The sequence below is a fragment of the Arthrobacter sp. 131MFCol6.1 genome (assembly GCF_000374925.1).
Lineage (GTDB): Bacteria > Actinomycetota > Actinomycetes > Actinomycetales > Micrococcaceae > Arthrobacter.
Genome location: NZ_KB895550.1, coordinates 37,078 through 61,358, shown reverse-complemented (window position 1 = coordinate 61,358; position 24,281 = coordinate 37,078). Strand labels below are relative to the sequence as shown.

Sequence of the window (24,281 nt, the reverse complement as noted above, 5' to 3'; positions counted from 1 at the left end):
TGCCCGTTGAGGGTTTCCTCAACGGGGTTCCTCGACACGTGCCCGCCCCGGCGGTAAACATAGGTGATGGCTACCGTCGGGTTCCACGCCTCGCATGAACAGATCAGCCCCCGCCGCCTGCTGCAGGACGTGCAGCTGGCCGAGCAGGCCGGCTTCGACGCCGCCATGTGCTCGGACCATATTGAGCCGTGGTCCGCCCGGCAGGGCCACTCCGGTTTTGCCTGGTCCTGGCTCGGGGCAGCGCTGGCCACCACCGGTCTGCGCTTTGGGGTGGTGACGGCGCCCGGGCAGCGTTACCACCCGGCGATCATCGCGCACGCCTCAGCCACCCTGGCGGACATGTTTCCCGGCCGCTTCTGGATGGCCCCGGGCAGCGGCGAGTACATGAACGAGCACGTCACCGGTGAGGCCTGGCCGCCGAAGGAGACGCGGCAGCGCCGGCTGGAGGAGTGCGTGGACATCATCCGCCGGCTCCACGCCGGCGACGTGGTCACGCACCACGGGCTCGTCACGGTGGAGCAGGCCCGGATCTGGGACGTTCCGGAGACCAAACCGCCGCTGATTGCCCCGGCCGTGAGCGTGGAAACAGCGCGCCGGTCAGCAGCCTGGGCGGACGGACTCGTCACCGTCAATCAGCCGCCGGGAAAACTGAAGGACATGCTGGCGGCCTACCGGGACGCCGGTGGCCGCGGGAAGGCTGCCCTCCAGGTCCACCTGTCCTGGGCCCCGACAGAGGCAGAGGCCGTCGCGATCGCAGAGGACCAGTGGCGCACCAACGTCTTTGCGCCGCCGATTCCCTGGGACCTGCCCACGGCGGCCCATTTCGACGGCGTCAGCACCGGTGTCCAGGAGGACCAGGTGCGGGCGGCCGTCAACGTCTCCGCCGATGCCGGGCAGCACGCCCAATGGCTGGCCGCCTACCTGGACCTCGGATTCGATGAGCTGTACCTGCACTTTGTCGGCCAGGAGCAGACACCCTTTATCGACGCCTTCGCCGAACATGTCCTCCCCCAGCTCCGCCCGGCGGGGCAGACCCAGGCCGGAACGGACGGTGCGCTGTGAGAATCGCCGAGACCTCGGATCTCTGGTGGAAGAACGCGGTGATCTACTGCCTGGATCCGGAGACGTTCTTCGACGGAGACGGCGACGGCACCGGGGACTTCGGCGGGCTGATCCAGCGGGTGGACTACCTTGCCGCGCTCGGCGTCACGTGCATCTGGCTCATGCCCTTCTACCCCTCCCCGGACCGCGACGACGGCTACGACGTCACCGACATGTACGGCGTGGATCCCCGGCTCGGCAGCCTGGGGGACCTGGTGGAATTCATCCGCACCGCCAACGACCGCGGCATCCGGGTGATCGCGGACTTTGTCATCAACCACACCTCCGACCGGCACCCGTGGTTCGTGCAGGCGCGGAAGTCCGTGGACAACCCCTACCGCGACTACTACGTCTGGCGGAAGGACACGCCGCCGGATACCTCGGACCAGGTGGTGTTTCCCGGCGAGGAAACGTCCATCTGGACCCAGGACAAGGCCACCGGCGAGTGGTATCTGCACATGTTCGCCAAACACCAGCCGGACCTGAACGTGATGAATGCCAAGGTGCGGGACGAGATTGCGAAGTCGATGGGATTCTGGCTGCAGCTGGGCCTGGACGGCTTCCGGCTGGACGCGGTGCCCTTCTTCCTGGAGCTGCTCGGCGAGCCCAAGGATGAAGCCGCGAAAGTCGACCCGCACCAGTACCTGAGCGCCCTGCGCAGCTTCCTCAACCGCCGCCACGGCAGTGCGGTGCTGCTGGGCGAGGTCAACCTTCCGTACAAAGAGCAGCTGAAGTACTTCGGCGGCCCGGCCGGCAACGAGCTGAACATGCAGTTTGATTTTCTCTCAATGCAGAACATGTACCTGTCACTGGCCCGGCAGGACGCCCGGCCGCTGGCCCGGACGCTCAGCAGCCGTCCGAAGATCAATCCTGACAACCAATGGGCCATGTTCGTCCGGAACCACGATGAACTCACCCTGGACAAGCTCAGCGATGCCGAACGCGAGGAGGTCTTCGCCGCCTTCGGCCCTGATCCCGACATGCAGATGTACGGCCGCGGACTGCGGCGGCGGCTGCCCACCATGCTCGGCGGCGATCCGGCCAGGATCCGCATGGTCTACTCCCTGATGTTCTCGCTGCCGGGCACCCCGGTGCTCTTCTACGGCGAAGAGATCGGGATGGGCGAAGACCTGCGCGCGAAGGGCCGCTCGGCCGTCCGCTCCCCCATGCAGTGGGACCACACCGGGAACGGCGGCTTCTCGACCGCCCCTCCCGGGGACCTCGTGGCCCAGCCCGTGGACGGACCGTTCGGGCCGGCGCACATCAACGCCGCAGCCGCCAAACGGGATCCTGATTCGCTGTGGAACTTCATCGCGACGCTGATCCAGCGCTACCGGGAATGTCCCGAGCTCGGCTGGGGCAGGTTCGACCTCATCAAGCAGGCCGCCCCGGCGGTGCTGCTGCACCGCTGCACGTGGGACGGCTCCACCGTGGTGGCCGCCCACAATTTTGGCGCCGAACCGGCGTCTGTGACGGCCGCGCTGGTCCCGCCGGAGGACGAGGAAGGCGGGCCGGGGGGTCCGGACGCAAAGGCCAGCGCGGGGCGTTCGTACGCCGGGGCCGTGCTCCGGGACCTGCTCGGCGGCGAGGAAATCCCGCTCTCCGACGACGGCGCCTTCGAAGTCCCGCTGGACCGCTACGGGTACCGGTGGTTCCGGGTCGAGCGCCCGGGCGAACGCCACCTCCCCTGAGGCGCCCCGCCCTGAAGGGGGACGGTCTCGGCCGCGCCCCCGAGATCTAACGGGCCCCTTACCGCACCGAAACGCGGACGCAACATTGGCGCAGGAGACTGGAAGTGCCGGCAAGAGCAGGCACCAGCTCCAGTCCAGGAGGCCCCGCCATGTTGAAGGAAGCGAAAGCCCATGTAACCCGCGTCCGCGCCCTTGACCAGCTGCACCGCGGCGATGAGATCGAGGCCCGCCTGCGGGTAGGCCCAAACTACGATGACGTCGTGATCCGCCGCGGCAGCGTTCAGGAAACGGCCCCCGGAATCGGCGTCGTCTGGATCATGGACCGCCACACCGGCATGCGCAAGGCCATCAACGCGGACGAATGCAGCGTCTGGCGGGTCGCCTGAGGGATCAGCCTCCCGCCACTGACTGGATGATGAGGACTTCCTGGCCCGGTGCCACGGCAGTCACCAGACCCTGCAGCCGCCGGATTTCATTCCCGTTGACGTATATATTCACGTAACGGCGAACACTTCCGGTCTCGTCCCGCAACCGCCGCGACAGCGCCGGATAGTCCCCGGTCACCGTATCCAGCACCCACTCCACCGTCACCGCCGCCTCGGCGGGCGCAGTCAGGATGGACTGCCCGCCGGCGAGCGGTTGGAGGACGCTGGGCAGGACCACACTGATCGCCGGGTCTGCCGGCATGCCGTCGCCGCTGATCACGCCGCTGGTCATGCGTTTCTACCCCTTCACGGCCGTGCCGGGAGCAGGGCCGCGGAGACCACGGCTGCCCGGACGCACAGGACATCCGGCAGGTGCGAGGCGACCTCGGTGAAGTGTTCCCCCTCGTCCGCGCTGGCGTAGACACTGCCGCCCCGCGTCCCGAAGTAGACGCCCGCGGGCTCCGCACCGTCGACGCTGGCAGCATCACGCAGCACGGCGTTGTACTCGGCCTCCGGCAGCCCGGCATCGAGCCGCTTCCAGCTGGCGCCGGCGTCATCGGTCCGGTGCACGGCCAGCTTCCCGTCCGGCGGGATACGTTCGCCGTCAGCCTTCAGCGGGACCACCCAGGCAGTGCCGGCCCGCCGCGGATGCGTCAGCATCACAAAACCGAAGTCCGCCGGCAGACCTTCGGCGATCGACTCCCACGATTCGGCGTCGTCGTCGCTGCGATACACGCCGTGGTGGTTTTGAGCGTACAGGCGGCCGTCGACGGCGGCGTCGGCCGCGATCTTGTGGACGCACTGGCCGAATTCCGGATTGGGATCCGGCATGAAGTACGCGGAAATTCCCTTGTTGCGCGGCTCCCAGGAGGCGCCGCCGTCGAGCGAGCGGTAGACCCCTCCGGTGCTCATGGCAACGTGGACTTTCTCGCCCGTGGGGTCGACGACGATTGAGTGCGCCGCAGCGCCGCCGTAGCCCGCGCCCCATTCGCTGCGGTGCGGATGGTCCCAGAGGCCGCGGTTGAGCTCGAAGTGCTCGCCGCCGTCGGTGGATTTCCAGACCGAGATCGGCTCGCAGCCCGCCCACACGACGCCCGGGCGGGAGTCGGCGTCGGGGTGAATCTGCCAGATCCGTTCCAAGGCGGCGTCGGTGCCGTCCGGGAACGTGATGGCACCGTTTTCGGGTTCGGTCCAGGATCCGCCGAGATCATCCGAGTGGAAAACCGTGGGACCCCAGTGCTCAGAGCGGACCCCCACCAGGATCCGGGTCCTGCCATCGCGGGTATCGATGGCGATGCTCGGCACCTCACTCATCAGAAAATGCGGTCCGGACAGGGACCAATCTTTCCGGTCCGGGCTGGTCGCCAGCCAAAGGCCTTTCTTGGTCCCGATCGCCAGGACGTAACTCTCTGCAGTAGCCATGCGTCCCATGCAACCATCCCCGCCGGAAGGCCGCAACGGTTTTCTACCGGCACTGTTTCTACCGGCGTTGCCGGGGTGCGCTACCGCGCCGGTGGCATGTGGGTCAGTCGACGAACTCCGACTGCGTCTCGATGAAGTCCCAGTCCGCGGCCGTCAGTATGGCCGCGCCGGCGGCGGACGGTCCAGCCGGACGGGGCCCGCCGGCGTCCGCGATTCCCCGCTGCACGGCCTCGGGCAGTTCGATGGTCCGCAGGTTTTCCCGAAGCCATTCCTTGCTCGCCAAATCCAGATCCAACCACCACATGTAGATCTCCACGGCGGCCACCTCCTCCTCCTGTGTCCTTCAACCGTAGGCCCCACCCGCGGGCTGTTCAAGGGAGGCCGCGGCATTCGGCGCCGGTACCGTCCCGGGCCGGGCAAACGGGAAGTAAGCCCCTGTTCACGATCGCACCCCGGCGCCAGAATGAAGTATGCCTGACGACTCCGCCAACGGCCCGGCGCCTCTCGTAGTGGGTGTGGTTCCGGGACAGCATCCGGAAGTGCTGCAGACGGCGGCATCCCTCGCGAAGTCCCTCGCCGCGCCCCTGATCTGCGCCTACGTGGACGAGGCCAGCTACCTCGTGGAATGGGATCCGGGGCGGTCCGCGCACCGCCTGTCCCTGCACCCGGACGCGGACGAGGCCCGGATCCGGGCCACCACCCAGGAGCTGCGTTCCGTCGTTGAGGCACTCTGCGCACCCCTGGGGATCGACTGGACGCTGCGCACCCTGGCCGGGGACCCGGCCCGGGCGATCGGCAGGCTGGCCGCGGACACCAACGCGTCCGTGATCGTGGTGGGGACCCCCGAACGCGGCCTCGGCCACCGCATCTCCGCCGCGCTCAATGGCTCCGTGGCGGCATGGCTGAGCCACCATCAGGGGCGTCCAATCCTGATCGTTCCGGCGGCCGCTCCGGCGGGAAGAAAATAAAGCGAAAGTACTTATTCGGACCGCTGGTGTTATCCCACTACCGGCGAGTAAGCTCGATCTGTAGCCCGGACGAACGGGTTACCCCAAAGCTGCTCCGGAGTGCGTATCCCCCAATAACGCACTCCGGAGCTCTTTGTTTTGCGCAACGTTCCACATCGGCGCCGTCCCGGACCGCAGGCTTGAAACATACCCCTAGGGGGTATATGTTGAGGGCATGAGCGAGTCAGAAGATCCCGGCACGGCGAGTCTGGACACTGTTCCCCTTGACGCCCGGCCCCCTGAGCACGGCTACACCTCCAACAAGGACGCCTACCTTCGCCGGCTCAAGCGGATCGAGGGGCAGGTCCGCGGCATCGCCCGAATGGTCGACGAGGACAAGTACTGCATCGACATCCTCACCCAGGTCGCCGCAGTCACCAAGGCCCTGCATGCCGTGAGCCTGGGGCTCGTCGAAGAGCACATCGGCCACTGTGTTGTTGGCGCCGCCGCCGAGCCGGATCCGGAGCTCCGTGCGGAGGCCATCGACTTCAAGGTCAAGGAGGCCACCGATGCCATCGGACGCCTGCTCCGCTAGGACCCGTACCACCCACTACACCACCGGGCCGGGGAACCACACCCGGCCCAGCGACAAGGAGCACTCCATGGCCACCGTTTCCACCACCGTCAACGTTTCCGGCATGACCTGCGGCCACTGCGTGTCCTCCGTCAGCGAAGAACTTGAGGCGCTCTCCGGCGTCGAAAAGGTCGACGTCGACCTCAACGCCGGCGGCATCTCCACCGTCACGATCACCTCCAGCGAAGCACTGCAGTCCTCCGAAATCGGCGAGGCAGTCGCCGAGGCCGGCTACCTCGTGGTCGCCAGCGAAGCCTGAGGGACAACCGCGCCGGGCGCGCGCAGGCGCCGGAATGGCAAACGCCGTCGGGCGCAGACAACGGAACAGCAGACGACCAATCGAGCGGGAAAAGAAGGGCGCCGTGAGCGAGCAGTTGTTGGACCAGGCCGGGAGCCGCGTCATTGACCTCGATATCGAGGGCATGACCTGCGCCTCCTGCGTCAACCGGGTCGAGCGCAGGCTCGGAAAGCTCGACGGCGTCGAGGCAAGCGTCAACCTGCCCCTGGAGTCCGCCCGCGTCAGCGTCCCCGCGGACATCACCGACGACCAAATCACCGCCACGGTCGCGGCCGCGGGCTACAAGGCCACCATCCGGTCCGCCAGGTACCCGGGCACGCCGGTGGAGCCTGCAGAACTCCCGGCCGGCACCGGGGTTCCGCCCGGCACAGCCGCCCCCTCGCTCCGCCCGCGGCTGCTTGTGGCGGCCGTGCTCACCGTCCCTGTCCTCGCGATCTCGATGATCCCGGCGTTCCAGTTCCCGAACTGGGGCTGGGTGGCCGCGATCCTGGCCCTGCCGGTGGTTGCCTGGGCGGCGTGGCCGTTTCACCGCGCCGCGGCCATCAACGCACGGCATCTGGCCTCGACCATGGACACCCTGGTGTCCATCGGCGTGATTGCCGCCTACTCGTTCTCGGCCTGGCAGCTCCTTGCCGACCCGGGCATGACCGAACATCCCGCAGCCGAGGGCATGGGTTCCGGTGGCCTGTATTTCGAGGTCGCCTCCGTGGTCACCACATTCCTGCTGCTTGGCCGCTACCTGGAGGCGAACGCCAAACGGAAGGCGGGAGATGCCCTCAAGGCCCTCCTGGACCTGGGGGCCAAGGACGCGACGGTCCTGCGCGGCGGCACCGAGCACAAGATCCCGGCCGACCAGCTGGGCCTCGGCGACGTGATCGTGGTCCGCCCGGGCGAGAAGATCGCCGCCGACGGCGTCGTCATCGACGGTTCCTCTGCGGTGGACGCCTCCCTCGTGACCGGCGAATCCGTGCCCGTGGAAGTCGGCCCGGACAGCCAGGTCACCGGGGCCACCATCAACACCTCCGGCCGGCTCCTGGTCCGTGCCACCCGCGTCGGGTCCGAGACCACCCTGGCCCAGATGGGCAGGCTCGTCTCGGCGGCGCAGACCGGAAAAGCGCCGATCGCCCGGCTCGCCGACCGCATCAGCGCCGTCTTCGTACCGGTCGTCCTGGCCATTGCCGCCCTCACCTTCGCGGCGTGGCTGATGGCGGCCGCACCGGACGTCAGCGCCGACGAGCTCCGGAGCGCCTTCACCGCCGCCGTCGCGGTGCTGGTCATCGCCTGCCCCTGTGCCCTCGGGCTGGCCACCCCGGTCGGGCTGCTCACCGGGACCGGGCGGGGCGCCCAGCTGGGGATCCTGATCAAGGGTCCGCAAGTCCTCGAGGACACCCGGACGGTGGACACGATCCTGCTGGACAAGACCGGGACCGTCACCACCGGCCGCCTTGCCGTGGACGGCGTCCAGAGCTTCGGGCGGTACAGCGACGCGGACGTCCTGCGCCTGGCGGGGGCTGTGGAAAACGCCTCCGAGCACCCTATCGCCCGGGCCATCGCCGCTGCCGCGTTGGCCGCGGCGGCGGGGCGCGTGAACAACGACGGCGCCGGCCTCCCTGCCGTCGCCGGCTTCCGCTCCGCACCCGGCGGCGGCGTCCGGGGCACCGTTGACGGCCGGCTCGTAGTCGCGGGGCGCACCGGCTGGCTGCTGGAGTCCGGTGTGGCCCCTGCCCCGGCGCAGCGCGAGGCACTGGGTGCTGCCGAAGGCTCTGGCGCCACGGCGGTCTGGGTTGCCGTGGACGGCGAAACCGCCGGTCTCATCAGCCTGCGGGACACCGTGAAGCCCGGCTCCGCGGCCGCGGTCACCCGGCTCCGGGAGCTGGGGCTCCGGCCGATCCTACTGACCGGCGACAACGCCGCTGTGGCCGCCCAGGTGGCGGCCGCCGTCGGGATCAGCCCGGATGACGTCTTCGCGGGTGTGCTCCCGGCGGGCAAGGTTGAGGCCGTGCGGAAGCTGCAAGCGGCCGGCGCCACTGTGGCCATGGCCGGGGACGGCGTTAATGACGCCGCGGCGCTGGCGCAGGCGGACCTGGGCATCGCCATGGGCTCCGGCACCGACGTCGCCATCGAGGCAGCCGATCTGACGGTGATGGGCAACGACCTCGGACAGGTGGCGCAGGCGATCGAGCTGTCCCGCCGGACGCTCGGCACCATCAAGACGAACCTGTTCTGGGCCTTCTTCTACAACGCCGTGGGCATCCCGGTGGCGGCCCTGGGCCTGCTCAACCCGATGATCGCCGGCGCCGCCATGGCCGCCAGCTCCGTGCTGGTGGTGGCCAACTCGCTGCGGCTGCGCGGCTTCGGGAAGTAAGCCGGCCTTAGCCCGGGTGCCCCCGCCTCAGGCCGCGCCGTAGCGGATGGCGGCCCTGGCTTTGGCTTTGGCCGCTTCCTCCCCGCGGTCCTTTGCCGGGGCGTGGGTCACCAGGGACTCGAGGAGGTGCTGCGTCGCATGGGCAATCTCATGCACAGCCCGGTTGAAGGCCTCCTCGTTGGCCTTGGACGGCTTGGTGCTGCCGCTGATCTTGCGTACGTATTGCAGCGCGGCGGCCTCCACCTCCGCGGTGGTGGCGTGGGGTTCAAAATTGTGGAGGGTCCGGATATTTCGGCACATATCTCCATGCTAAGGGCCTTCGGGCCCGGGAACGAGGGGCCCGGGCCCGAACGGACAACCGCCTACGGCACGGGCTCGCAGTCGTTCGCGTGGTCCAGCGCTGCCGCGCCGGTGCCGGACGGGGCCCGGAGCTCGTCCAGCCGGACCAGCACCACCCCGCCGACAATCAGCAGTCCGCCCAGGAGCTGGATGGGGCCGGGCAGTTCGCCGAGCAGCAGCCACGCCCAGACGACGGCGAACAGCACCTCGGTGAGGGAGACAAAGGACGCGACTTTCGAGCCGAGTGCCCGCGCGGCGACAATTCCGGACACGTACGCCACCACCGTGGCCAGGACCACGAGGCCGCCCAGCGCCACCCACCACGGGGTGATCCAGGGTCCCAGACGGGTGTCGGCGGTGCTGAAGGCCATCGGCAACAGCCCGGTTGCCGCGGTCAGCCACATGACGATGGCGCCCACCATGAGCCCGCCGGAGGCCAGAAGGATGGGCGGCAGGGTGTCGTTTTCCTTGGCCGTGATGAAGAAGTAGATGGCCAGGCACACCGCGGCCGCGATCCCCCACAGCACCCCGATGAGGTCGACCTTGACGGCTCCGGTGAGATCCAGGACCAGGACCAGCCCGCCGAGGGACAGGAGTGTGCCGGCAATGGTCAGTGGCCGCGGCCGTTTCCGGCTGGCGGCCCACAGCCAGAGCACGATCAGGACCGGCGCCAGGTACTCCAGCAGCAGGGCGACGCCGACCGAGAGCCGGGATACGGCATTGAAATAGAACAGCTGGCAGGCGGCGACGCCGATGAATCCAAACAGCAGCACGGTCAGCCAGTTGTCCCGGAGCTGGTGCCAGCGCCCGCGCAAGGAGGGAAGAGCAAAGACGGCCAGAATCAAGGCCGCACCGGTGAGCCGGGCCGTAACGGCCGCCCCGGGAGTCCAGCCCGTTTCCAGGAGCGCCTTGGCGAATGATCCGGAGAGCCCGAACACCGCAGACGAAAACAGGGCGACGCCCAGGCCCGATGCCATGAACCCGGATGGCGCGCCGGCCCGCGTGGTGCCCTGCCGAGCGCCCTGATTGCTTCCCCGCTTGCCTTCGAGTTTGCGTCCCTGCGGGGCGCCGCCCGGTTCGGAGGCAGGCCGCTGGGAGGCAAGGTCTCGGACCGGGGTGGCGGCGGGACGCTGGGGGGCAGACACGGGCATTCTCCTGTCAGGAGTAAAGTAGGGTTATGCTCATGACATTACGCCCCGGCAAGGTAAGGAGTCAAGATGGTTTTTGCCCCTGACACGGAAGTTGCCCTGCGTTCTGTGGTCAACCTCATCAACACCGCGGCCAACGGTGAGGAACATTTGGCCACGGTCAGGGATCTGGACGACTTCCTGGAGGCCGAGGGCTTCACCGGTTCCCGCACCCGGGACGGGGCCGAGCTGGCCAGCGTGCGGCGGCTGCGCGGCGAGCTCGCCGAGCTCTGGCAGGCCGGGGAGTCCGCCGCCGCGGAGACCGTGAACCGGCTGCTCCGCGAGGCCCGGGCGCTGCCCCAGCTGGTCAAGCACGACCCCTGGGACTGGCACCTGCACGCCACCACCCCGGAGGCGCCGCTGGCCGACCGGATGAGCACGGAAGCGGCCATGGCGATCGTGGACGTGATCCGCAGCAAGGAAATGGACCGCCTGCTGGTGTGCGCCGCGGACGACTGCGACGCCGTCGTGCTGGATCTGAGCCGCAACCGTTCGAAGCGCTATTGCGACACGGGAAACTGCGCCAACCGCGCGCACGTGGCCGCGTACCGGGCCCGGAAAGCCGCGTCCTGACGCCGCGGGCGCGCCGCTGTGAGGCCTATGCCGGCTAAGCCCCGCTGTTAGGCCCGTGGCCCGTTGTCGCGGGAATCGCCGGGGCCGGCCTCGGGGCGGGGCTGCGCTGCCGGGCCGCCATGGCCGGAGGGCGTGCGCTTGGAACTGAGGTTAACGCCGGAGCCTTTCCCCAGATCGGCGGGGTTCTCCTTGTGACTCATGGCCAGCATGGCGGCCACCACCAGGATCACGATAAAGGCGATCCCGGCGCCGATGAGCGCCAGATCGAAGCGGGGTGCGCGGGCGCTGCCGCCCGAGGCGAAGATCAGGACGCCGAAGAAAACCACCACGGCCCAGAATGCGGAGAACATGAGCGGTCCCTTGACCGAGGTCCGCAGGCTGCGGGGCGCTCCGGGTTTCTGCTGTGCCAAGGTGTTTTCCTCCTGCAGCCCGCGCAAAAGCGCGGCTGTCTTATTACCGCAATTGTTCTACGCCGGGTAGAACCTGTCGGTACTAGTTTACGGCCTCCGCGGAATCGCCCGGAGCATCGTGGCGCAGGGTCAGTCCGGACAGCATCCACAGGACGCCGCTGATGATGGCCCCGCCGCCGGCAACGCCGAGGAGGGCGTGCGGGCCGAGGCCGATGAAGAACGGCAGCGCAATCGCAGTGCCCAGCCCGATCACACCGGAGGCGATCCAGTCGCGGGCCAGCACGGACCGGCCGCGGCAACGAATGCCCGCGAACAGCTCCGCGGCGCCGGCCACGCCCAGGCCCATTGCCGCGATGATTCCGAAGACCAGCGGGGCGGGGATCAGGGCCACGGCCGCGCCGGCTCCGGCCAGGGCTGCTCCGCCGGCGGAGAGGACCCTGCCGGCGCCTTCCTGCGGGCGGAATCCGGTCTTGGGCACGGTCCAGATCATCACCACACCCGTGGCCAGCAGGTAGAGGCCGCCGGCCCAGCCCATGCCCGACTCCGGGGGCGCCGCCCAGAACACGGTGACCGCGCCAAACACGAGCGCAACGGCCGCCCTGACAAGCACGGGCTTGAAGAGGTCGGCCGCGGCGCGGATGGCAGGGGTCGCGTCAGGCGCTGCGGGAAGAGTCACCCGTCCAGTTTAGTGCGAAGCCGCCGCTGCGCGCGTCTGCCCGCCGGGCGGGCCCAGCGCTCACCCAGCCTGCACTCACCGCGCGCCGAGGACCATCCACCGGTCCGTCCGGGCCCGGAGGCCCAGCGTCAGCGCCCGCGCCGCCATGTAGCCGAGTGAGAAGGCGGCCCACAGCCAGAGCAATCCCGTCCCGGCACCGGCGCCGGAAGACAGCACGGCCAGCAGCAGCGGCAGGTAGGCGGCGAGATTGACGACCCCGGCGATCGCCAGGTATTTGGCGTCGCCCGCGCCGATGAGGACGCCGTCGAGGACAAAGACGTATCCGGCCAGCGGCTGCCCGGCGGCGAGCACCCAAAGGGCGACGGTAAGCGCCGCCTGGACTTCGGCGTCGGGCGTGAAGAGGGCGCCCGCCCACGGTGCCGCGGCAGCCAGAAGGACCCCGGTCAGGACGCCGAAGCCGAGCCCCCACCGGGTCATGGTGCGCGTCAGCGCACGTGCCTCCACCGGCCGGGCCGCGCCGAGTTCCTTGCCGATCAGGGCCTGGGCCGCGATCGCGAGGGCGTCGAGGGCGAAGGCGAAGAACGTGAAGATGGTCATGGCCAGCTGGTGCGCGGCGAGATTGACCGGCCCCTGGGCGGTGACCACCACCACCGTGGCGAGAATCGCGATCCGCAGGCTAAGCGTGCGCAGCATCAGCCAGGAACCCACTCCGGTCAGGGCCCGGATGCCACGCCAGTCCGGCCGCAGGGACACCCCATTGGTGCGGGCGTTGCGCCGGACGATCAGCACATAGACGGCCGCCATGGCCCACTGCGCGATGCTGGTGCCCACGGCCGAGCCGGTGACGGACCAGCCCAGCCCGTAGACGAGGACCAGGTTCAGGGCGATGTTCAGCGTGAACCCTGCGGCGGCGACGATCAGCGGGGTCCGGGTGTCCTGGAGTCCGCGCAGCACGCCGGTGCCCGCGAAGATGAGCAGCATCGCCACGAGGCCTGGCATGGACCCGCGCAGGTAGTCCACGGCAAACCCATGCACCTCGCCGCGGGCGCCCATCAGGTCCAGCAGCGGCCCGGCGGCCAGGAATCCCGCGACCGCAAGGACGAGTCCGAGCAGGAGCGCCAGCCAGATGCCGTCGCGTCCGGCGGCGAGGGCCTTGGGCAGCTGGCCGTTGCCGATGGCCCGCGCCACTGCCGGCGTCGTGGAGTACGCGAGGAACACCATCAGTCCGACTGCCGTGTGCAGGACCGCCGATGCCAGCCCGACGCCGGCCAGTTCGGCCACGCCGAGGTGGCCCACAATGGCCGAATCCGCGAGCAGGAACAGCGGCTCGGCGATCAGCGCGCCGAAGGCCGGCACTGCCAGGCGCAGGATCTCCCGGCGCTGCCCGGTGGACGGCGGCGGGGCGGTGGACAGCTGCGGGGAAGGTTGCACGGCTTAACCCTAGCCGGGCCAACGCATCGACCCAGTTCGACATTTAGTTGACATTTCAACTAAATGTCGGGGAGACTTGACGTTGAACGCAACCGAAGCCGCGGCGCCAGAGAGCCGCGACGCCTCCTCCTTACGAAACGGTATTTCCCATGAACCAGCCCGCCCTGACCACCTCCGCCCGAACCATCCTGCGCGTCATCGCCGGTTTCCTGTTCGCCGCCCACGGCTGGCAGAAATTCAACGAATTCACAATCGCCGGCACCCAGGCCGCCTTCACCCAGATGGGTGTTCCGGCAGCCCAGGCGGTGGCTCCCGTCGTCGCCACCCTCGAGCTCGTCGGCGGTGTCGCGCTGATCCTGGGCGTGCTCACCCGCGTCTTTGCGGCCCTCCTCGCACTGGACATGCTCGGCGCCCTGTTCATGGTCCACGCCTCAGCCGGCGTCTTCGTCGCAACCGGCGGCTATGAACTCGTCCTGATCCTGGCGGCCGCCGCCGCAGCCGTTGCCCTCGTCGGCGCCGGCTGGCTCTCCGCCGACCGCGCCCTCTTCGGCCGCGTCGACTCGAAGCTCCGCGTCCTGGCCTAAGGCGTCCACGGCTTCGCTCACGGCCTAGAGAGCGCGACGGCGGGCGGTCACCTTCTGGTGGCCGCCCGCCGTCGCATGTTTTCGGGTTATGGCGGGGTTATGGCGTGCCGGACAGCGATTGTGTCGCCGGCCGGCGGCACCTGCCGGGCCAATCAGTAAACTCACAATATGAGCGATAACACGCCCAATTCCGTGACCCTGCGCTTCCTGGCGGCCCCCACCGATGTCGGCCACAGCGGCTCGGTCGACGCCGGCACCGTGCTCGAGTGGGTGGACAAGGCCGCCTATGCCGCCGCCGTCGGCTGGGCAAAGTCCTACTGCGTGACGGCCTACGTGGGGAACATCCACTTCGCGGACCCGGTCAACAGCGGCGACATGGTGGAGGTCGAGGGCACGATCGTGTACACCGGGCGGTCCTCGATGCATATCCGCACCGTGGTGTCCTCGGGCGATCCGAAGGGCGGCCCCGCCACCATGCGCAGCCAGTGCATCGTGATCTTCGTGGCCGTGGGCGCGGACGGCAAGCCCATACCGGTGCCGCAGTTCGTCCCCGTGACGCCCGAAGAAATCGAACAGCGGGACCACGCGCTGGCCCGGATCAAAGTCCGCGAGGACATCGTGGAGGCCATGAGCGCACAGGAATATACCGACGCCGGCACGGCCGAGCGTGTGGTGCTGCGGTTCATGGCGGCACCCACGGACGTGAACTGGGGCGGCAAGGTGCACGGCGGCATCGTCATGAAATGGATCGATGAGGCTGCCTATGTCTGCGCCTCCCGCTACTGCGGCAAGGACACCGTGGCCGTATTCTCCGGCGGTGTGCGGTTCTACCGGCCGCTGCTGATCGGCCACGTCGTGGAGGTGGAGGCCCGGCTGGTCTACACCGGAACGAAGGGCATGCACATCGCCGTCCACGTCCGGTCCGGAGACCCCAAGGGGCGCGAGCTGAACCTGACCACCTACTGCCTGACCGTCATGGTCGCCCGCGACGAGACCGGCACCTCGGTTCCGATTCCGCAGTGGGTGCCGGTGTCCGCGGAAGACATCCGGCTCCACGCCCACGCCCGCGAACTGCTGGAAATCCGCGGCCGGGCCCCGGGGAACCGGCTGCCCAACCACCTGCTCGCTGCCGGCGATCGCTAGGGCCGGGCAGGGGCCAGGGGGCTAGAAACCCCCGCCACCGCCGGCGTCGGCGGCCATGTTGGCAAACCGCGAGTAGTGGCCCTGGAAGGCCACCACAATGTCTTTTGTGGGGCCGTTACGGTGCTTGGCGATCAGGATATCCGCCTCACCGGCGCGCGGGGACTCCTTGTCATAGACGTCTTCGCGGTGCAGCAGGATCACCATGTCGGCATCCTGCTCGATGGAGCCCGATTCGCGCAGGTCCGAGACCATGGGGCGCTTGTCCTGGCGCTGCTCGGAGCCACGGTTCAGCTGCGACAGCGCGATCACGGGCACCTGCAGCTCCTTGGCCAGAAGCTTCAGGGCACGGGAGAACTCGGAGACTTCCTGCTGGCGGGACTCCACCTTCTTGCCCGAGCTCATGAGCTGCAGGTAGTCCAGGATCACCAGCTTGAGGTCATGCTGCTGCTTCAGGCGCCGGCACTTGGCCCGGATTTCCATCAGCGACATGTTGGGGCTGTCATCGATGAACAGCGGCGCATCGTTCATCCGGCCCATGGTGGTGGCAATCTTGGACCACTGCTCGTCCTTGATGGTGCCCTTGCGGAGGTCCTGGAGGCCGATCGTTGCCTCGGCGGACAACAGGCGCATGGCGATTTCGTTGCGGCCCATTTCGAGGGAAAACATGACGGTCGCGAGGTTGTTCTTGATGGCGGCCGAGCGGGCGAAGTCCAGCGCGAACGTGGACTTGCCGACGGCGGGGCGGGCGGCGATGACGATCATCTGGCCCGGATGCAGGCCGTGGGTGAGTTCATCGAGCTCGTAGAAGCCGGTGGGGACGCCCACCATGCCCTCGCCGCGGTGGCCCGAGGCCTCGATCTCGTCCACGGTGGATTCCATGACGTCCTTGAGGACCACGTAGTCCTCGGCGGTCCGGCGTTCGGCGACGGCGTAGACCTCGGCCTGGGCCTGGTTGACCAGGTCTTCGACCTCGCCGTCCTGTCCGTAGCCGAGCTGGACGATCTTGGTGCCGGCGTTAACCAGGCGGCGCAGCACCGCGCGTTCGCCCACGATTTCCGCGTAGTAGCCGGCGTTGGCGGCCGTGGGGACGGTCTGGATGAGTTCGTGCAGGTAGGCGGGTCCGCCGATCCTGTTGATTTCGCCGCGCTTGGTCAGCTCGTCCGAGACGGTGACGGCGTCCGCGGGCTCGCCGCGGCCGTAGAGGTCGATGATGGCCTCGTAGATGGTTTCGTGCGCCGGACGGTAGAAGTCCTGGCCCCGCAGGATCTCAACGACGTCGGCGATGGCGTCCTTGGACAGCATCATGCCGCCCAGGACTGACTGCTCCGCTGGGATGTCCTGCGGAGGCTTGCGGCTGCCTTCGGCTCCCCGCGTACCCTCGACTGAGTCCAGATGCGTAACTGACAAAACTGCCGTCCTTCATTGTGTGATGCCGAATTGCTGTGACGCCGAATCGCTGTGACGCCGAACTGCAGTGACGCCGAACCGCAGTGACGCCGAACCGCAGTGACGCCGGCGGCAAACCCCGGCACATGCCGGCCGCTCTATTCTTACCAGTCAGCTCCGACAGTTCGTGCGGTCCGACCACCGCCGTTATCCACAGTGTTGGTGCGGCTCCGTGGGCCATCGGGCCCCGGGGTCGGTGGCCTGGTTGGCACCACCCGGCGACCGCAGGTTTTCCGCTTCCCACGCCCGATATCCTGCAACGTTATCCGCCGATGGGACAGGCACCAACCCGGCCACTCCGCTGCCCTGTGGATAACCTGTGCACTAGTGCCTGATGCTTGTGCACAGTCTGTGGGTAGAGCTGTGGATAGAAAAAAACTTAAGCCTGTAATCTGCACTTGACCTGCGGAAATGTTGGATTCATCTTGTGGACACAAAACAATTTCCGCCAAGCTTCATCCACAGCCTGCACCTTGGGGCTCGGGATACGAGGCGGCACAGGAGGCCACATTTGCCGCCCGATTTGCACATTTTGTGACCGGATTCATCCCACCGAAGCGAATTGACGCCGGCCGCCGCGCACTGTACGCGAGGTGCGGAACATGCTGTGGATAACGCCAATCTGGCATAAGCTCTAAACATGGGCGATGTACTGATAGTCATGTTGCCTGCCCTCATCCTCACGGCGGTGCTCTGGGCGGCGGTCACGGCGCTGAAGCCGCGGAACCACGGCATCTCAGAGGCCGAGCGCTACCAGCAGGAACTGGCGGTTAAGTCCCAGGCCCACTACGCGGCGCAGGTCCATGCTGCCGAGGCCTCCCGCGCCCGGATTGAAGCGACCACGCGCCCCAGCCAGAACTCCCAGCAGCAATCGCAACAGGCCGACCACGCCCGCTCCGCCCTGCTGGGCCGGGGCGGCGCCGGCCACGAGGACGCGCTGTACGCCATCGGACACCTGAGTCCGCAACTCCTCCTGCAGCTGCAGTCGCTGGCCCGCGACGGCCAGAAGACGAAGGCCGCCCGGCTGCTGCGGCAGTCCACCCACTCGGATCTGAAGACCGCAAAGAATTACGTAGATCGGCTCTAGCACATGGACTCCCTGCTCATTCCCGTACTGATCCTGGTGCTCGTGGCCGCCGCTGTGCTGATGGCCGTCCGGGCGTGGAGCCGCCGCGGACAACGCTCCAGTCCGGCACCCACGCCACAGCCGGACCACGACTCCGCTGAGCTGGCCCGGACCGCGGCCGCCAGGCTCACCCAGGAACAGCACCGGCAGCTCTACGCGCTCATCGCGCAGGGGCAGGCCATGGCCGCCATCAAGGTCTACCTCGAGGCAACAGGCGAGGGCCTCCGGGCGTCCCGCGACGCCGTCGCGGCACTGGCAGCCCACCCCCAGCCCTTCCGCGCCCCGGAGCCAGCGCCGGCGGCCGTTCCGGACGACGACGACGTCCCGCAGCGGTTCTCGTACCGCTACCGCGCGATCGCCAGCAAGGGCGATGTCACCCGCGAGGTGAGCAGCAACATGCTCAATGATGAGATCTACGGGAGGATCCGCACCCTGGCCAAGAGCGGCGACACCGAGGCCGCAGCGACCGCCCTGACCCGCCACTCGGATATTTCCATGAAGCAGGCCCGGGAATTCATCGCACTGCTCGGCGACTGAGCACCGCGGGCCCCACGCCCAGTCCGGGCCACCCTCAGGGCCCGGGAGTCCGCAGGGCTAGAAGTCGAACAGGTCCCCCAGCCAGCTTTCCTTCTTCTTGGGACGGCGCCGGTCATCGTAACGCGGCTGCTCATACCTCCCCTGGTCGGGGCGGGGACGGTCGCGCCGCTCATCGTACCGGCGGTCGTCATAGCGGCGGTCATCCGGCCGCCGGTCATCCCGGCGCGGGTCGAGGTTGTACAGCGGGGGCGGTATGTGACCGGGGGTAGTAGGTGGCATCGCTGCCGGCGGCAACGGTGCGGCGGGGCCTGCAGCTGCCGGGCCCAGTGACTCCGCCGCACGGTCGATGATCTTGTCCAGCTCGCCCCGGTCCAGCCACACCCCGCGGCATTGGGGGCAATAGTCGATCTCCACACCGCTGCGTTCACTCATGATCAGGTCAATAGAATCCACGGGACACTTCATGTCCCGGACAACGAGCGGGAGGCCGAAAAGGTTCGGACGGACGCTGCAGGTTCGGAAGGCCGGCGGGCCCTACCGCTGGGCAGAGATCCCGGCGAGCAGCTGCTCAAACGGCAGGGACTCCAGCGCGGCCGGCTTCTGCTGCGGCCCTGAGTCCTGCAGCAGGGCGACAAACTCCCCCGCCGCCCGGTCCACGCGCACCGAGAGCGGCGAGCCGCCGTCGTCGTTGTTTCCCCAGTCCTGCGGGCCGGCGAAAACCGCGGTGGCGGCGATCCGGGTGCGCAGGTAGGTGAAGAGCGGCCGCATCGCGAAGTCCAGCACCATCTGGTGCCGGTCCGTTCCGGCGGTGGCCCCGATCAGCACGGCCTTGCCCTCGAGCGCCTTGGGGTCGAGCACGTCGATGAAGGACTTGAAAAGCCCGCTGTAGGATGCGCTGAACACGGGGCTGACGGCGATCAAGCCGTCAGAGGCCTCGACACCGGCAATCACTTCGGCCAGTCGCGGAGCCGCATATCCGGTCACAAAATTGTTGGCGATGTCCACGGCGAGGTCCCGCAACTCCAAGACCTCGATCTCCACTGCGTAGCCGGCCGCGGCAAGCTGCCGCTCGGCCGAGGCCGCCAGCAGGTCCGCCAGCAGGCGGCTCGAGGAGGGGACGCCGAGTCCGGCGGAGATAACGGTGATACGGCGGGTTTCCACGGAGTGCTCCTAAGTTGAATCCTGGTCAGCAACACGACTACATGCGTTTGCATCTACCTCTAGAAGCGGCGGGGGCAGGGATTTATTCCCGGGCACCCGCCCCGCCTGACAGGACTGCCGCGCTCTGCCAGACTGCCCTCATGGCTGACAACAAAACACAGGCAACCGGAGCGTCGGTTCAGGAGTTCCTGGCTGCCGTCGAGCATCCGGTCCGGCGCGCTGACGGGTTCCGCCTGCTGGCACTGATGTCCGAAATCACGGGGGAACCGGCGCAAATGTGGGGTCCGACGATTGTGGGCTTCGGCCGCTACCACTACAAGTACGCGAGCGGCAGGGAGGGCGATGCCGCGGCGGTCGGCTTCTCCCCCAGGAAATCCAGCCTGTCGCTCTACGGCCTGACCTATGGGCCCGAGGCCGCCGAACTCCTCGGCAGGCTGGGCAGGCACAAGCTCGGCGCAGGCTGCCTGTACGTCAACAAGCTCGACGACGTCGACGAGGCCGTGCTGGCGGAATTGGTCCGGCTCGGCTACCGGCATGTCACCACGGTGCTGCACCACAGCTAGGCCCCGTGCGCTGCAGTTAAAAGCAGAAGGCTCCCGCCTTCGGTCCCCCAGGGGGGTCCGGAAGCGGGAGCCTTCCAGCAGTTCAGGACTGCAGCCGGTGAGGGCTACTTGCCTGCGACTACGTCGAGTTCGATCACAGCGGAAACGTCGTCGTGGAGACGGACGTTTGCCTGGTAGGAACCGGTCGACTTGATGTGTGCCGGCAGTTCAACCTTGCGCTTGTCGATGCGGCCCAGGCCTGCGGCCTCAACAGCGTCGGCCACGTCGCCCTGCTTGACGGTGCCGAACAGGCGTCCGGTTGCGCCAGCCTTGACGACCAGCTTGACCGGCTTGGCGGAGAGTGCAGCAGCCTGCTTCTGAGCGTCTTCCAGGGAAGCGTGCTCGCGGGCAACGCGGGCAGCCTTGATGGACTCAACCTGCTTCTCGCCACCCTTGGACCAGGTCAGGGCGAAGTTGCGGGGCAGCAGGTAGTTACGTGCGTAACCGTCCTTGACCTCGACAACGTCGCCAGCAGCACCGAGACCGGTTACTTCGTGGGTCAGAATGAGCTTTGCCATTTTAGTTAATCCCTTCCTTAGCCGCGGCCAGCGCCGGAGTAAGGCAGCAGAGCAACTTCGCGGGCGTTCTTGATTGCCTGGGCGATCTTGCGCTGTTCCTGCACCGTGACGCCAGTGACGCGACGGGCGCGGATCTTTCCGCGGTCGGAGATGAACTTGCGCAGCAATGCTACGTCCTTGTAGTCGATGACAGTGATGTCAGCGGCCTTCAAGGGGTTGGACTTTGGTTTGGGCTTACGGAGTTCAGCCTTAGCCATCGTGGAGCTCCTATTCGATGGAGCCCGTGGATATTGATCCACGGGATGGTGGTGATCCGGCGCAGTCTGCACCAGGCCGCCTTGCGGCGGCCAGTCGGTTTTCGTTGCCGGACCTTAGATGTTGTTTAGAAGGGAGGTTCGGAATCCGGGCCGTTGCCCCAGCCGCCGCCCGCATTGCTGACCCCGGGCGTGGCCCACGGGTCTTCCTGCGCGGCGGGCTGGTTGCCGCCCCATGTCCCACCGGTGTTGCCGCCCTGGTTTGCACCCTGGCCGCCACCGAATCCACCGCCGCTGTTGCCGCCGCCGAAGCCACCCTGGCCACCCTGACCGCCGGAGCGCTGGGTGCGGTTGACCTTGGCGTTGGCGTAGCGCAGGCTCGGGCCGATTTCATCGACCTCAAGCTCGATAACGGTGCGCTTCTCGCCTTCTTTTGTTTCGTAGGAACGGCTCTTCAGGCGGCCGGAGACGATCACGCGCATGCCCTTGGTCAGGGACTCGGCGACGTTTTCGGCTGCTTCGCGCCAGACCGAAGCGCGGAGGAACAGGGTTTCCCCGTCCTTCCACTCATTGGACTGCCGGTCGAAGGTGCGGGGAGTAGAAGCGATGGTGAAATTCGCTACGGCCGAACCGGACGGTGTGAACCTGAGTTCGGGGTCATTGGTGAGGTTACCGATAACCGTGATAGTGGTTTCGCCTGCCATCTACTGCCTCCTTGTGCGTTCCTGCGGGGATGAAGATTGAAGGTTGCCCGCTGAATTACTCAGCAACAACTTTCTGCTCTTCGGGGCGGGTGATCTTGGTGCGCATGATGGTCTCGTTGAGACTCAGCTGGCGGTCAAGTTCCTTGGCGGTAGCCGGCTCAGCGGTGAAGTTCACCACGGCGTAGATACCTTCGGACTTCTTCTGGATTTCGTAAGCCAGGCGACGACGGCCCCAGATGTCAACCTTTTCGATGGTTCCACCATCGTTGGTGATGACGTTCAGGAACTTCTGAAGCGACGGCTCAACGGCACGCTCTTCGACCTCGGGGTCGATGATTACCATCAATTCGTAAGGACGCATATGTGAACCCACCTCCTTTGGGCTAAGCGGTTACGGCATTTCCGTAACAGGAGGTTCATTTGCGGTGCCATGCAATGCCCGGCCGCCGGAACGGAGGCAGGGCGCAGCACAGACTTCAATATCTTAGTGCATCGGGGCTGGTTTCGACGATTCCTGATGGGGCCACGCTAGACCCGGGCGCCCGGCGCCGGAATCGGGCGGGACGCTCATGTGGAAAACCGCCGCACGGAGCGCGGCGGGGCGGGTTCCCGGGACACGGTCTGTGCCATGATCTGAAAATGGACACCGACACCGATTCCTCCTCCGTGCCGCCACCGGTACGCCGCAGCCGGCTGCGGTTCGCGGCCATGATGATGGTCGGCGTGACCGCCGCCGCGGTGACCGGGCTGGCAGGGTACTGGGTGGAGGCGCCGGCGGTCGGCTGGACCTGCGCCGCGGCCTGCTACGTGGTCTGGGTCTGGCTGGTGGTCGGCCGGCTGGACCCCACCCAAACCAGGGCCCACGCCACGGCCGAGGACCCGTCCCGCAGCGTCACCGACCTGCTGATCCTGACCACGAATGCGGCGAGCCTCGTCGCGGTGGCCGCCGTCGTCATCGATTCCCACAGCACTGACACCTGGGCGCGCTTCGGCGGCGGGTTTTTGGTGCTGTCCTCGGTGGCGATGTCCTGGCTGCTGGTCCAGACCTTGTTCACGCTGCGTTACGCCGAGCTGTACTACAGCACCGACGTCCGCGCGGGGGCGGCGGTTGGCGGCATCGACTTCAACCAGGCCGGCCCCCCGCAGTACACGGATTTCGCCTACCTCGCCACGAGCCTCGGCATGACCTACCAGGTCTCGGACACTGCCCTGGAAAACCACAGTGTGCGCGCCGAGGCGCTCAAACACAGCCTGCTGTCCTATGTTTTCGGGACCATCATCCTGGCCGCCACACTCAACCTCGTGGTCGGGCTGACCGTCTAGGCCCGGCTCAGGCCCGGCCACGCCCGTCAGAGGTCCCCGCCGGGCTGGCCGGGGCGCCGCCAGGCGTCAGGCCGCCGTCCGGAAAAACGTCCGGGTCACCACGGCCAGCCGGTGCGGGTCCTCGATACCGCAGAGCTCGCGTGCCGAATGCATCGACAGCAGGGCGACGCCGACGTCGACCGTCCGGATTCCCAGCCGCGTGGCGGTCAGCGGGCCGATCGTGGACCCGCACGGCATCACGTTGTTGGAGACGAATTCCTGGTACGGAATACCGGCGTCGGCGCACAGCCGCGCCCAGAGGGCGGCCCCGGCGGCGTCGGTCGCATAGCGCTGGTTGGCGTTGATTTTCAGCAGCGGACCGCCGTTGAGGACCGGCCGGTTGGCGGGATCATGCCGCTCGGGATAGTTCGGGTGCACGGCGTGGCCCGCGTCCGCGGAGACGCAGAACGAGGCCGCGAAGGCCTGCCGCCGCTGGCTTGCCGAGGCACCGAGTCCGTCCGAGATCCGCACGAGGACATCTTCGAGGATGGGCCCGCACGCCCCGGACCGGGACGCCGAGCCGATTTCCTCGTGGTCGAAGGCGGCCAGCACGGCAATCGGCGCACCGTCCGGCAGCGGCGTGGCGGCGTGCGCCACCAGGGCCGTGAGCCCTGCGTGCGTCGCGGAGAGGTTGTCAAGCCGGCCGGAGGCGAAGAATTCGCCCCTGGCGCCGAACACCGCCGGGGCCTGGGTGTCCGCGATGACGACGTCGTACCCGCCGATCTGCGCCGGATCCACCTCGGCGTCGGCAACCCGGTCCGCGAGGAGTCCGAGCAGGTCCTCGCCGGCGGGATCGCCCAGGCCAAAGACCGGATTCATGTGCTGCTGCTTGTCCAGGGCCAGGCCCTCATTGACGGCCCGGTCCAGGTGGATGGCGAGCTGCGGGAAGCGCAGCAGCGGGCCGGTGGCCGTAAGGTGCTGCGTGCCGTCGCGCATGACGAGCCGGCCGGCGAGCTGGAGTTCGCGGTCCAGCCAGGAGTTCAGCAGGGGGCCGCCGTAGACCTCGACGCCGGCCTGCAGCCAGCCGAACTTGCCGGTGGTGGGCTTCGGCTTGAGTTTGAAGGACGGCGAGTCCGTATGCGCGCCGAGGATGTTGAAACCCGTGGTCGGTCCGGCGCCTGCCGGCACCACCCAGGCGATGAGGGCACCGTCGCGGATCACGTAGAACTTGCCGGCAGTGGCGGCCGCGGGCTCCGGCCAGAGCCGCAGTTCGTCCAGGCCCGTGAAGCCGGCCGCGTCCAGCCGGCGCGCGGCTTCGTGGACCGCGTGGAAGCTCGACGGCGACGCGCTGACGTACGCGCCGAGGTCCTGGATGTGCTCTGCGGCAGTGCTCGGTGTTGGCATG

Annotated in this window: 30 protein-coding genes; 14 read left to right on the top strand and 16 right to left on the bottom strand. The window is 67.9% G+C overall.

All coding sequences use genetic code 11. The features are described from left to right. The first annotated feature begins 66 nt into the window (after window positions 1-66). The 3 genes from C566_RS0115955 (at window position 67) to C566_RS0115945 (ending at window position 3,178) form a co-directional block, all read left to right on the top strand. A complete protein-coding gene (locus C566_RS0115955; RefSeq protein WP_018775355.1) occupies window positions 67-1,062 on the top strand; it encodes a TIGR03885 family FMN-dependent LLM class oxidoreductase in 996 nt (331 codons plus the stop codon). Further along, complete coding sequence (locus C566_RS0115950) at window positions 1,059-2,792, top strand: alpha-amylase family protein (RefSeq protein ID WP_018775354.1); 1,734 nt, start codon at window positions 1,059-1,061, stop codon at window positions 2,790-2,792. The genes C566_RS0115955 and C566_RS0115950 overlap by 4 nt, the downstream gene beginning before the upstream one ends. Window positions 2,793-2,941: 149 nt before the next feature. After that, a complete protein-coding gene (locus C566_RS0115945; RefSeq protein WP_018775353.1) occupies window positions 2,942-3,178 on the top strand; it encodes a hypothetical protein in 237 nt (78 codons plus the stop codon). A 4-nt stretch (window positions 3,179-3,182) separates the two neighbouring features. Here C566_RS0115945 and C566_RS0115940 read toward each other — a convergent pair whose 3' ends face one another. From C566_RS0115940 to C566_RS0115930, 3 genes are all read right to left on the bottom strand, one after another. Next, entirely contained in the window at window positions 3,183-3,509 is a 327-nt protein-coding gene (locus C566_RS0115940) for a MoaD/ThiS family protein (protein ID WP_018775352.1), read from the bottom strand. Window positions 3,510-3,523: 14 nt separating this feature from the next. After that, window positions 3,524-4,648 carry a WD40/YVTN/BNR-like repeat-containing protein gene (locus C566_RS0115935; RefSeq protein WP_018775351.1) on the bottom strand — a complete coding sequence of 375 codons (1,125 nt, stop codon included), beginning with the start codon at window positions 4,646-4,648 and terminating at the stop codon, window positions 3,524-3,526. Window positions 4,649-4,742: 94 nt separating this feature from the next. Beyond that, window positions 4,743-4,955 (bottom strand): hypothetical protein, encoded by a 213-nt coding sequence (locus tag C566_RS0115930; RefSeq protein WP_026266757.1) that lies wholly within the window; start codon window positions 4,953-4,955, stop codon window positions 4,743-4,745. Window positions 4,956-5,109: 154 nt separating this feature from the next. On the opposite strand from C566_RS0115930, the gene C566_RS0115925 reads away from it, so the two are divergent. The 4 genes from C566_RS0115925 to C566_RS0115910 all read left to right on the top strand — a co-directional run bounded on the left by C566_RS0115925 (window position 5,110) and on the right by C566_RS0115910 (window position 8,883). After that, on the top strand, window positions 5,110-5,607 hold the full coding sequence (locus C566_RS0115925) for a universal stress protein (protein WP_018775349.1): 498 nt from the start codon (window positions 5,110-5,112) through the stop codon (window positions 5,605-5,607). A 214-nt stretch (window positions 5,608-5,821) separates the two neighbouring features. After that, window positions 5,822-6,181: a metal-sensitive transcriptional regulator gene (locus C566_RS0115920; protein WP_018775348.1), complete on the top strand. Its 360-nt coding sequence runs from the start codon at window positions 5,822-5,824 to the stop codon at window positions 6,179-6,181. Between the two features lie 67 nt (window positions 6,182-6,248). Then, window positions 6,249-6,479: a heavy-metal-associated domain-containing protein gene (locus C566_RS0115915; protein WP_018775347.1), complete on the top strand. Its 231-nt coding sequence runs from the start codon at window positions 6,249-6,251 to the stop codon at window positions 6,477-6,479. 163 nt (window positions 6,480-6,642) lie between these two features. Then, complete coding sequence (locus C566_RS0115910) at window positions 6,643-8,883, top strand: heavy metal translocating P-type ATPase (RefSeq protein ID WP_231386402.1); 2,241 nt, start codon at window positions 6,643-6,645, stop codon at window positions 8,881-8,883. A 27-nt stretch (window positions 8,884-8,910) separates the two neighbouring features. Here the strand turns inward: C566_RS0115910 and C566_RS0115905 are convergent, their stop codons facing one another. After that, entirely contained in the window at window positions 8,911-9,183 is a 273-nt protein-coding gene (locus C566_RS0115905; protein WP_018775345.1) for a DUF2277 domain-containing protein, read from the bottom strand. Between the two features lie 62 nt (window positions 9,184-9,245). Continuing rightward, window positions 9,246-10,199: an EamA family transporter gene (locus C566_RS0115900; protein ID WP_051082338.1), complete on the bottom strand. Its 954-nt coding sequence runs from the start codon at window positions 10,197-10,199 to the stop codon at window positions 9,246-9,248. Between the two features lie 240 nt (window positions 10,200-10,439). On the opposite strand from C566_RS0115900, the gene C566_RS0115895 reads away from it, so the two are divergent. Next, window positions 10,440-10,982 (top strand): CGNR zinc finger domain-containing protein, encoded by a 543-nt coding sequence (locus C566_RS0115895; RefSeq protein ID WP_018775343.1) that lies wholly within the window; start codon window positions 10,440-10,442, stop codon window positions 10,980-10,982. 47 nt (window positions 10,983-11,029) lie between these two features. Here the strand turns inward: C566_RS0115895 and C566_RS0115890 are convergent, their stop codons facing one another. The 3 genes from C566_RS0115890 to C566_RS0115880 all read right to left on the bottom strand — a co-directional run bounded on the left by C566_RS0115890 (window position 11,030) and on the right by C566_RS0115880 (window position 13,499). Next, window positions 11,030-11,392 (bottom strand): hypothetical protein, encoded by a 363-nt coding sequence (locus C566_RS0115890; RefSeq protein WP_043467191.1) that lies wholly within the window; start codon window positions 11,390-11,392, stop codon window positions 11,030-11,032. Window positions 11,393-11,474: 82 nt separating this feature from the next. Next, window positions 11,475-12,068, bottom strand: coding sequence for a hypothetical protein (locus C566_RS0115885; RefSeq protein WP_018775341.1), 594 nt, complete (start codon window positions 12,066-12,068; stop codon window positions 11,475-11,477). Between the two features lie 75 nt (window positions 12,069-12,143). Continuing rightward, window positions 12,144-13,499, bottom strand: a complete 1,356-nt coding sequence (locus tag C566_RS0115880; protein ID WP_018775340.1) for an MATE family efflux transporter — start codon at window positions 13,497-13,499, stop codon at window positions 12,144-12,146. Between the two features lie 149 nt (window positions 13,500-13,648). Between C566_RS0115880 and C566_RS0115875 the strand changes: the two genes are divergently transcribed. Continuing rightward, the gene (locus C566_RS0115875) at window positions 13,649-14,083 is read left to right on the top strand and encodes a DoxX family protein (RefSeq protein ID WP_018775339.1); all 435 of its coding nucleotides are present in this window, start codon (window positions 13,649-13,651) and stop codon (window positions 14,081-14,083) included. A gap of 168 nt (window positions 14,084-14,251) precedes the next feature. Then, window positions 14,252-15,226, top strand: coding sequence for an acyl-CoA thioesterase (locus C566_RS0115870; protein ID WP_018775338.1), 975 nt, complete (start codon window positions 14,252-14,254; stop codon window positions 15,224-15,226). Window positions 15,227-15,247: 21 nt separating this feature from the next. Here C566_RS0115870 and dnaB read toward each other — a convergent pair whose 3' ends face one another. Next, window positions 15,248-16,633, bottom strand: a complete 1,386-nt coding sequence (gene dnaB, locus C566_RS0115865; protein WP_018775337.1) for a replicative DNA helicase — start codon at window positions 16,631-16,633, stop codon at window positions 15,248-15,250. A gap of 679 nt (window positions 16,634-17,312) precedes the next feature. Between dnaB and C566_RS0115860 the strand changes: the two genes are divergently transcribed. After that, a complete protein-coding gene (locus C566_RS0115860) occupies window positions 17,313-17,759 on the top strand; it encodes a hypothetical protein (RefSeq protein WP_018775336.1) in 447 nt (148 codons plus the stop codon). Window positions 17,760-17,762: 3 nt separating this feature from the next. Continuing rightward, window positions 17,763-18,335, top strand: a complete 573-nt coding sequence (locus C566_RS0115855) for a hypothetical protein (protein WP_018775335.1) — start codon at window positions 17,763-17,765, stop codon at window positions 18,333-18,335. 57 nt (window positions 18,336-18,392) lie between these two features. Here the strand turns inward: C566_RS0115855 and C566_RS0115850 are convergent, their stop codons facing one another. Together C566_RS0115850 and C566_RS0115845 are read right to left on the bottom strand one after the other, a co-directional pair. Beyond that, window positions 18,393-18,800, bottom strand: a complete 408-nt coding sequence (locus C566_RS0115850; RefSeq protein ID WP_043422850.1) for a TFIIB-type zinc ribbon-containing protein — start codon at window positions 18,798-18,800, stop codon at window positions 18,393-18,395. Between the two features lie 69 nt (window positions 18,801-18,869). Next, entirely contained in the window at window positions 18,870-19,496 is a 627-nt protein-coding gene (locus tag C566_RS0115845) for an FMN reductase (RefSeq protein ID WP_018775333.1), read from the bottom strand. A 140-nt stretch (window positions 19,497-19,636) separates the two neighbouring features. Here C566_RS0115845 and C566_RS0115840 point away from each other — a divergent pair, with 140 nt between their 5' ends. Next, entirely contained in the window at window positions 19,637-20,059 is a 423-nt protein-coding gene (locus tag C566_RS0115840; RefSeq protein WP_018775332.1) for a DUF1801 domain-containing protein, read from the top strand. A 104-nt stretch (window positions 20,060-20,163) separates the two neighbouring features. Here the strand turns inward: C566_RS0115840 and rplI are convergent, their stop codons facing one another. The 4 genes from rplI to rpsF form a co-directional block, all read right to left on the bottom strand. Next, window positions 20,164-20,616, bottom strand: coding sequence for a 50S ribosomal protein L9 (gene rplI, locus C566_RS0115835; protein WP_018775331.1), 453 nt, complete (start codon window positions 20,614-20,616; stop codon window positions 20,164-20,166). Between the two features lie 17 nt (window positions 20,617-20,633). Further along, a complete protein-coding gene (gene rpsR / locus C566_RS0115830) occupies window positions 20,634-20,873 on the bottom strand; it encodes a 30S ribosomal protein S18 (protein ID WP_003800144.1) in 240 nt (79 codons plus the stop codon). 125 nt (window positions 20,874-20,998) lie between these two features. Then, entirely contained in the window at window positions 20,999-21,574 is a 576-nt protein-coding gene (locus C566_RS0115825; RefSeq protein WP_018775330.1) for a single-stranded DNA-binding protein, read from the bottom strand. A gap of 55 nt (window positions 21,575-21,629) precedes the next feature. Further along, window positions 21,630-21,935, bottom strand: coding sequence for a 30S ribosomal protein S6 (gene rpsF / locus C566_RS0115820; RefSeq protein ID WP_026266755.1), 306 nt, complete (start codon window positions 21,933-21,935; stop codon window positions 21,630-21,632). A 278-nt stretch (window positions 21,936-22,213) separates the two neighbouring features. Here rpsF and C566_RS0115815 point away from each other — a divergent pair, with 278 nt between their 5' ends. Continuing rightward, window positions 22,214-22,897 (top strand): DUF1345 domain-containing protein, encoded by a 684-nt coding sequence (locus C566_RS0115815; protein WP_018775328.1) that lies wholly within the window; start codon window positions 22,214-22,216, stop codon window positions 22,895-22,897. Window positions 22,898-22,963: 66 nt separating this feature from the next. Here C566_RS0115815 and C566_RS0115810 read toward each other — a convergent pair whose 3' ends face one another. Further along, the gene (locus tag C566_RS0115810) at window positions 22,964-24,280 is read right to left on the bottom strand and encodes a M18 family aminopeptidase (RefSeq protein ID WP_018775327.1); all 1,317 of its coding nucleotides are present in this window, start codon (window positions 24,278-24,280) and stop codon (window positions 22,964-22,966) included. Window position 24,281 lies beyond the last annotated feature (1 nt).

Bases quoted from the DNA above. Each gene is read 5' to 3' on its own strand.
- C566_RS0115875 (WP_018775339.1), top strand. From the start codon at position 13,649: ATGAACCAGCCCGCCCTGACCACCTCCGCCCGAACCATCCTGCGCGTC.
- C566_RS0115895 (WP_018775343.1), top strand. From the start codon at position 10,440: ATGGTTTTTGCCCCTGACACGGAAGTTGCCCTGCGTTCTGTGGTCAAC.
- C566_RS0115855 (WP_018775335.1), top strand. From the start codon at position 17,763: ATGGACTCCCTGCTCATTCCCGTACTGATCCTGGTGCTCGTGGCCGCC.
- rpsR (WP_003800144.1), bottom strand. From the start codon at position 20,873: ATGGCTAAGGCTGAACTCCGTAAGCCCAAACCAAAGTCCAACCCCTTG.
- C566_RS0115935 (WP_018775351.1), bottom strand. From the start codon at position 4,648: ATGGGACGCATGGCTACTGCAGAGAGTTACGTCCTGGCGATCGGGACC.
- C566_RS0115870 (WP_018775338.1), top strand. From the start codon at position 14,252: ATGAGCGATAACACGCCCAATTCCGTGACCCTGCGCTTCCTGGCGGCC.
- C566_RS0115910 (WP_231386402.1), top strand. From the start codon at position 6,643: ATGACCTGCGCCTCCTGCGTCAACCGGGTCGAGCGCAGGCTCGGAAAG.
- rpsF (WP_026266755.1), bottom strand. From the start codon at position 21,935: ATGCGTCCTTACGAATTGATGGTAATCATCGACCCCGAGGTCGAAGAG.
- C566_RS0115860 (WP_018775336.1), top strand. From the start codon at position 17,313: ATGGGCGATGTACTGATAGTCATGTTGCCTGCCCTCATCCTCACGGCG.
- C566_RS0115925 (WP_018775349.1), top strand. From the start codon at position 5,110: ATGCCTGACGACTCCGCCAACGGCCCGGCGCCTCTCGTAGTGGGTGTG.
- rplI (WP_018775331.1), bottom strand. From the start codon at position 20,616: ATGGCAAAGCTCATTCTGACCCACGAAGTAACCGGTCTCGGTGCTGCT.
- C566_RS0115825 (WP_018775330.1), bottom strand. From the start codon at position 21,574: ATGGCAGGCGAAACCACTATCACGGTTATCGGTAACCTCACCAATGAC.
- C566_RS0115840 (WP_018775332.1), top strand. From the start codon at position 19,637: ATGGCTGACAACAAAACACAGGCAACCGGAGCGTCGGTTCAGGAGTTC.
- C566_RS0115915 (WP_018775347.1), top strand. From the start codon at position 6,249: ATGGCCACCGTTTCCACCACCGTCAACGTTTCCGGCATGACCTGCGGC.
- C566_RS0115940 (WP_018775352.1), bottom strand. From the start codon at position 3,509: ATGACCAGCGGCGTGATCAGCGGCGACGGCATGCCGGCAGACCCGGCG.
- C566_RS0115905 (WP_018775345.1), bottom strand. From the start codon at position 9,183: ATGTGCCGAAATATCCGGACCCTCCACAATTTTGAACCCCACGCCACC.
- C566_RS0115810 (WP_018775327.1), bottom strand. From the start codon at position 24,280: ATGCCAACACCGAGCACTGCCGCAGAGCACATCCAGGACCTCGGCGCG.
- C566_RS0115945 (WP_018775353.1), top strand. From the start codon at position 2,942: ATGTTGAAGGAAGCGAAAGCCCATGTAACCCGCGTCCGCGCCCTTGAC.
- C566_RS0115815 (WP_018775328.1), top strand. From the start codon at position 22,214: ATGGACACCGACACCGATTCCTCCTCCGTGCCGCCACCGGTACGCCGC.
- C566_RS0115900 (WP_051082338.1), bottom strand. From the start codon at position 10,199: ATGGCATCGGGCCTGGGCGTCGCCCTGTTTTCGTCTGCGGTGTTCGGG.
- C566_RS0115850 (WP_043422850.1), bottom strand. From the start codon at position 18,800: ATGAAGTGTCCCGTGGATTCTATTGACCTGATCATGAGTGAACGCAGC.
- C566_RS0115920 (WP_018775348.1), top strand. From the start codon at position 5,822: ATGAGCGAGTCAGAAGATCCCGGCACGGCGAGTCTGGACACTGTTCCC.
- C566_RS0115955 (WP_018775355.1), top strand. From the start codon at position 67: ATGGCTACCGTCGGGTTCCACGCCTCGCATGAACAGATCAGCCCCCGC.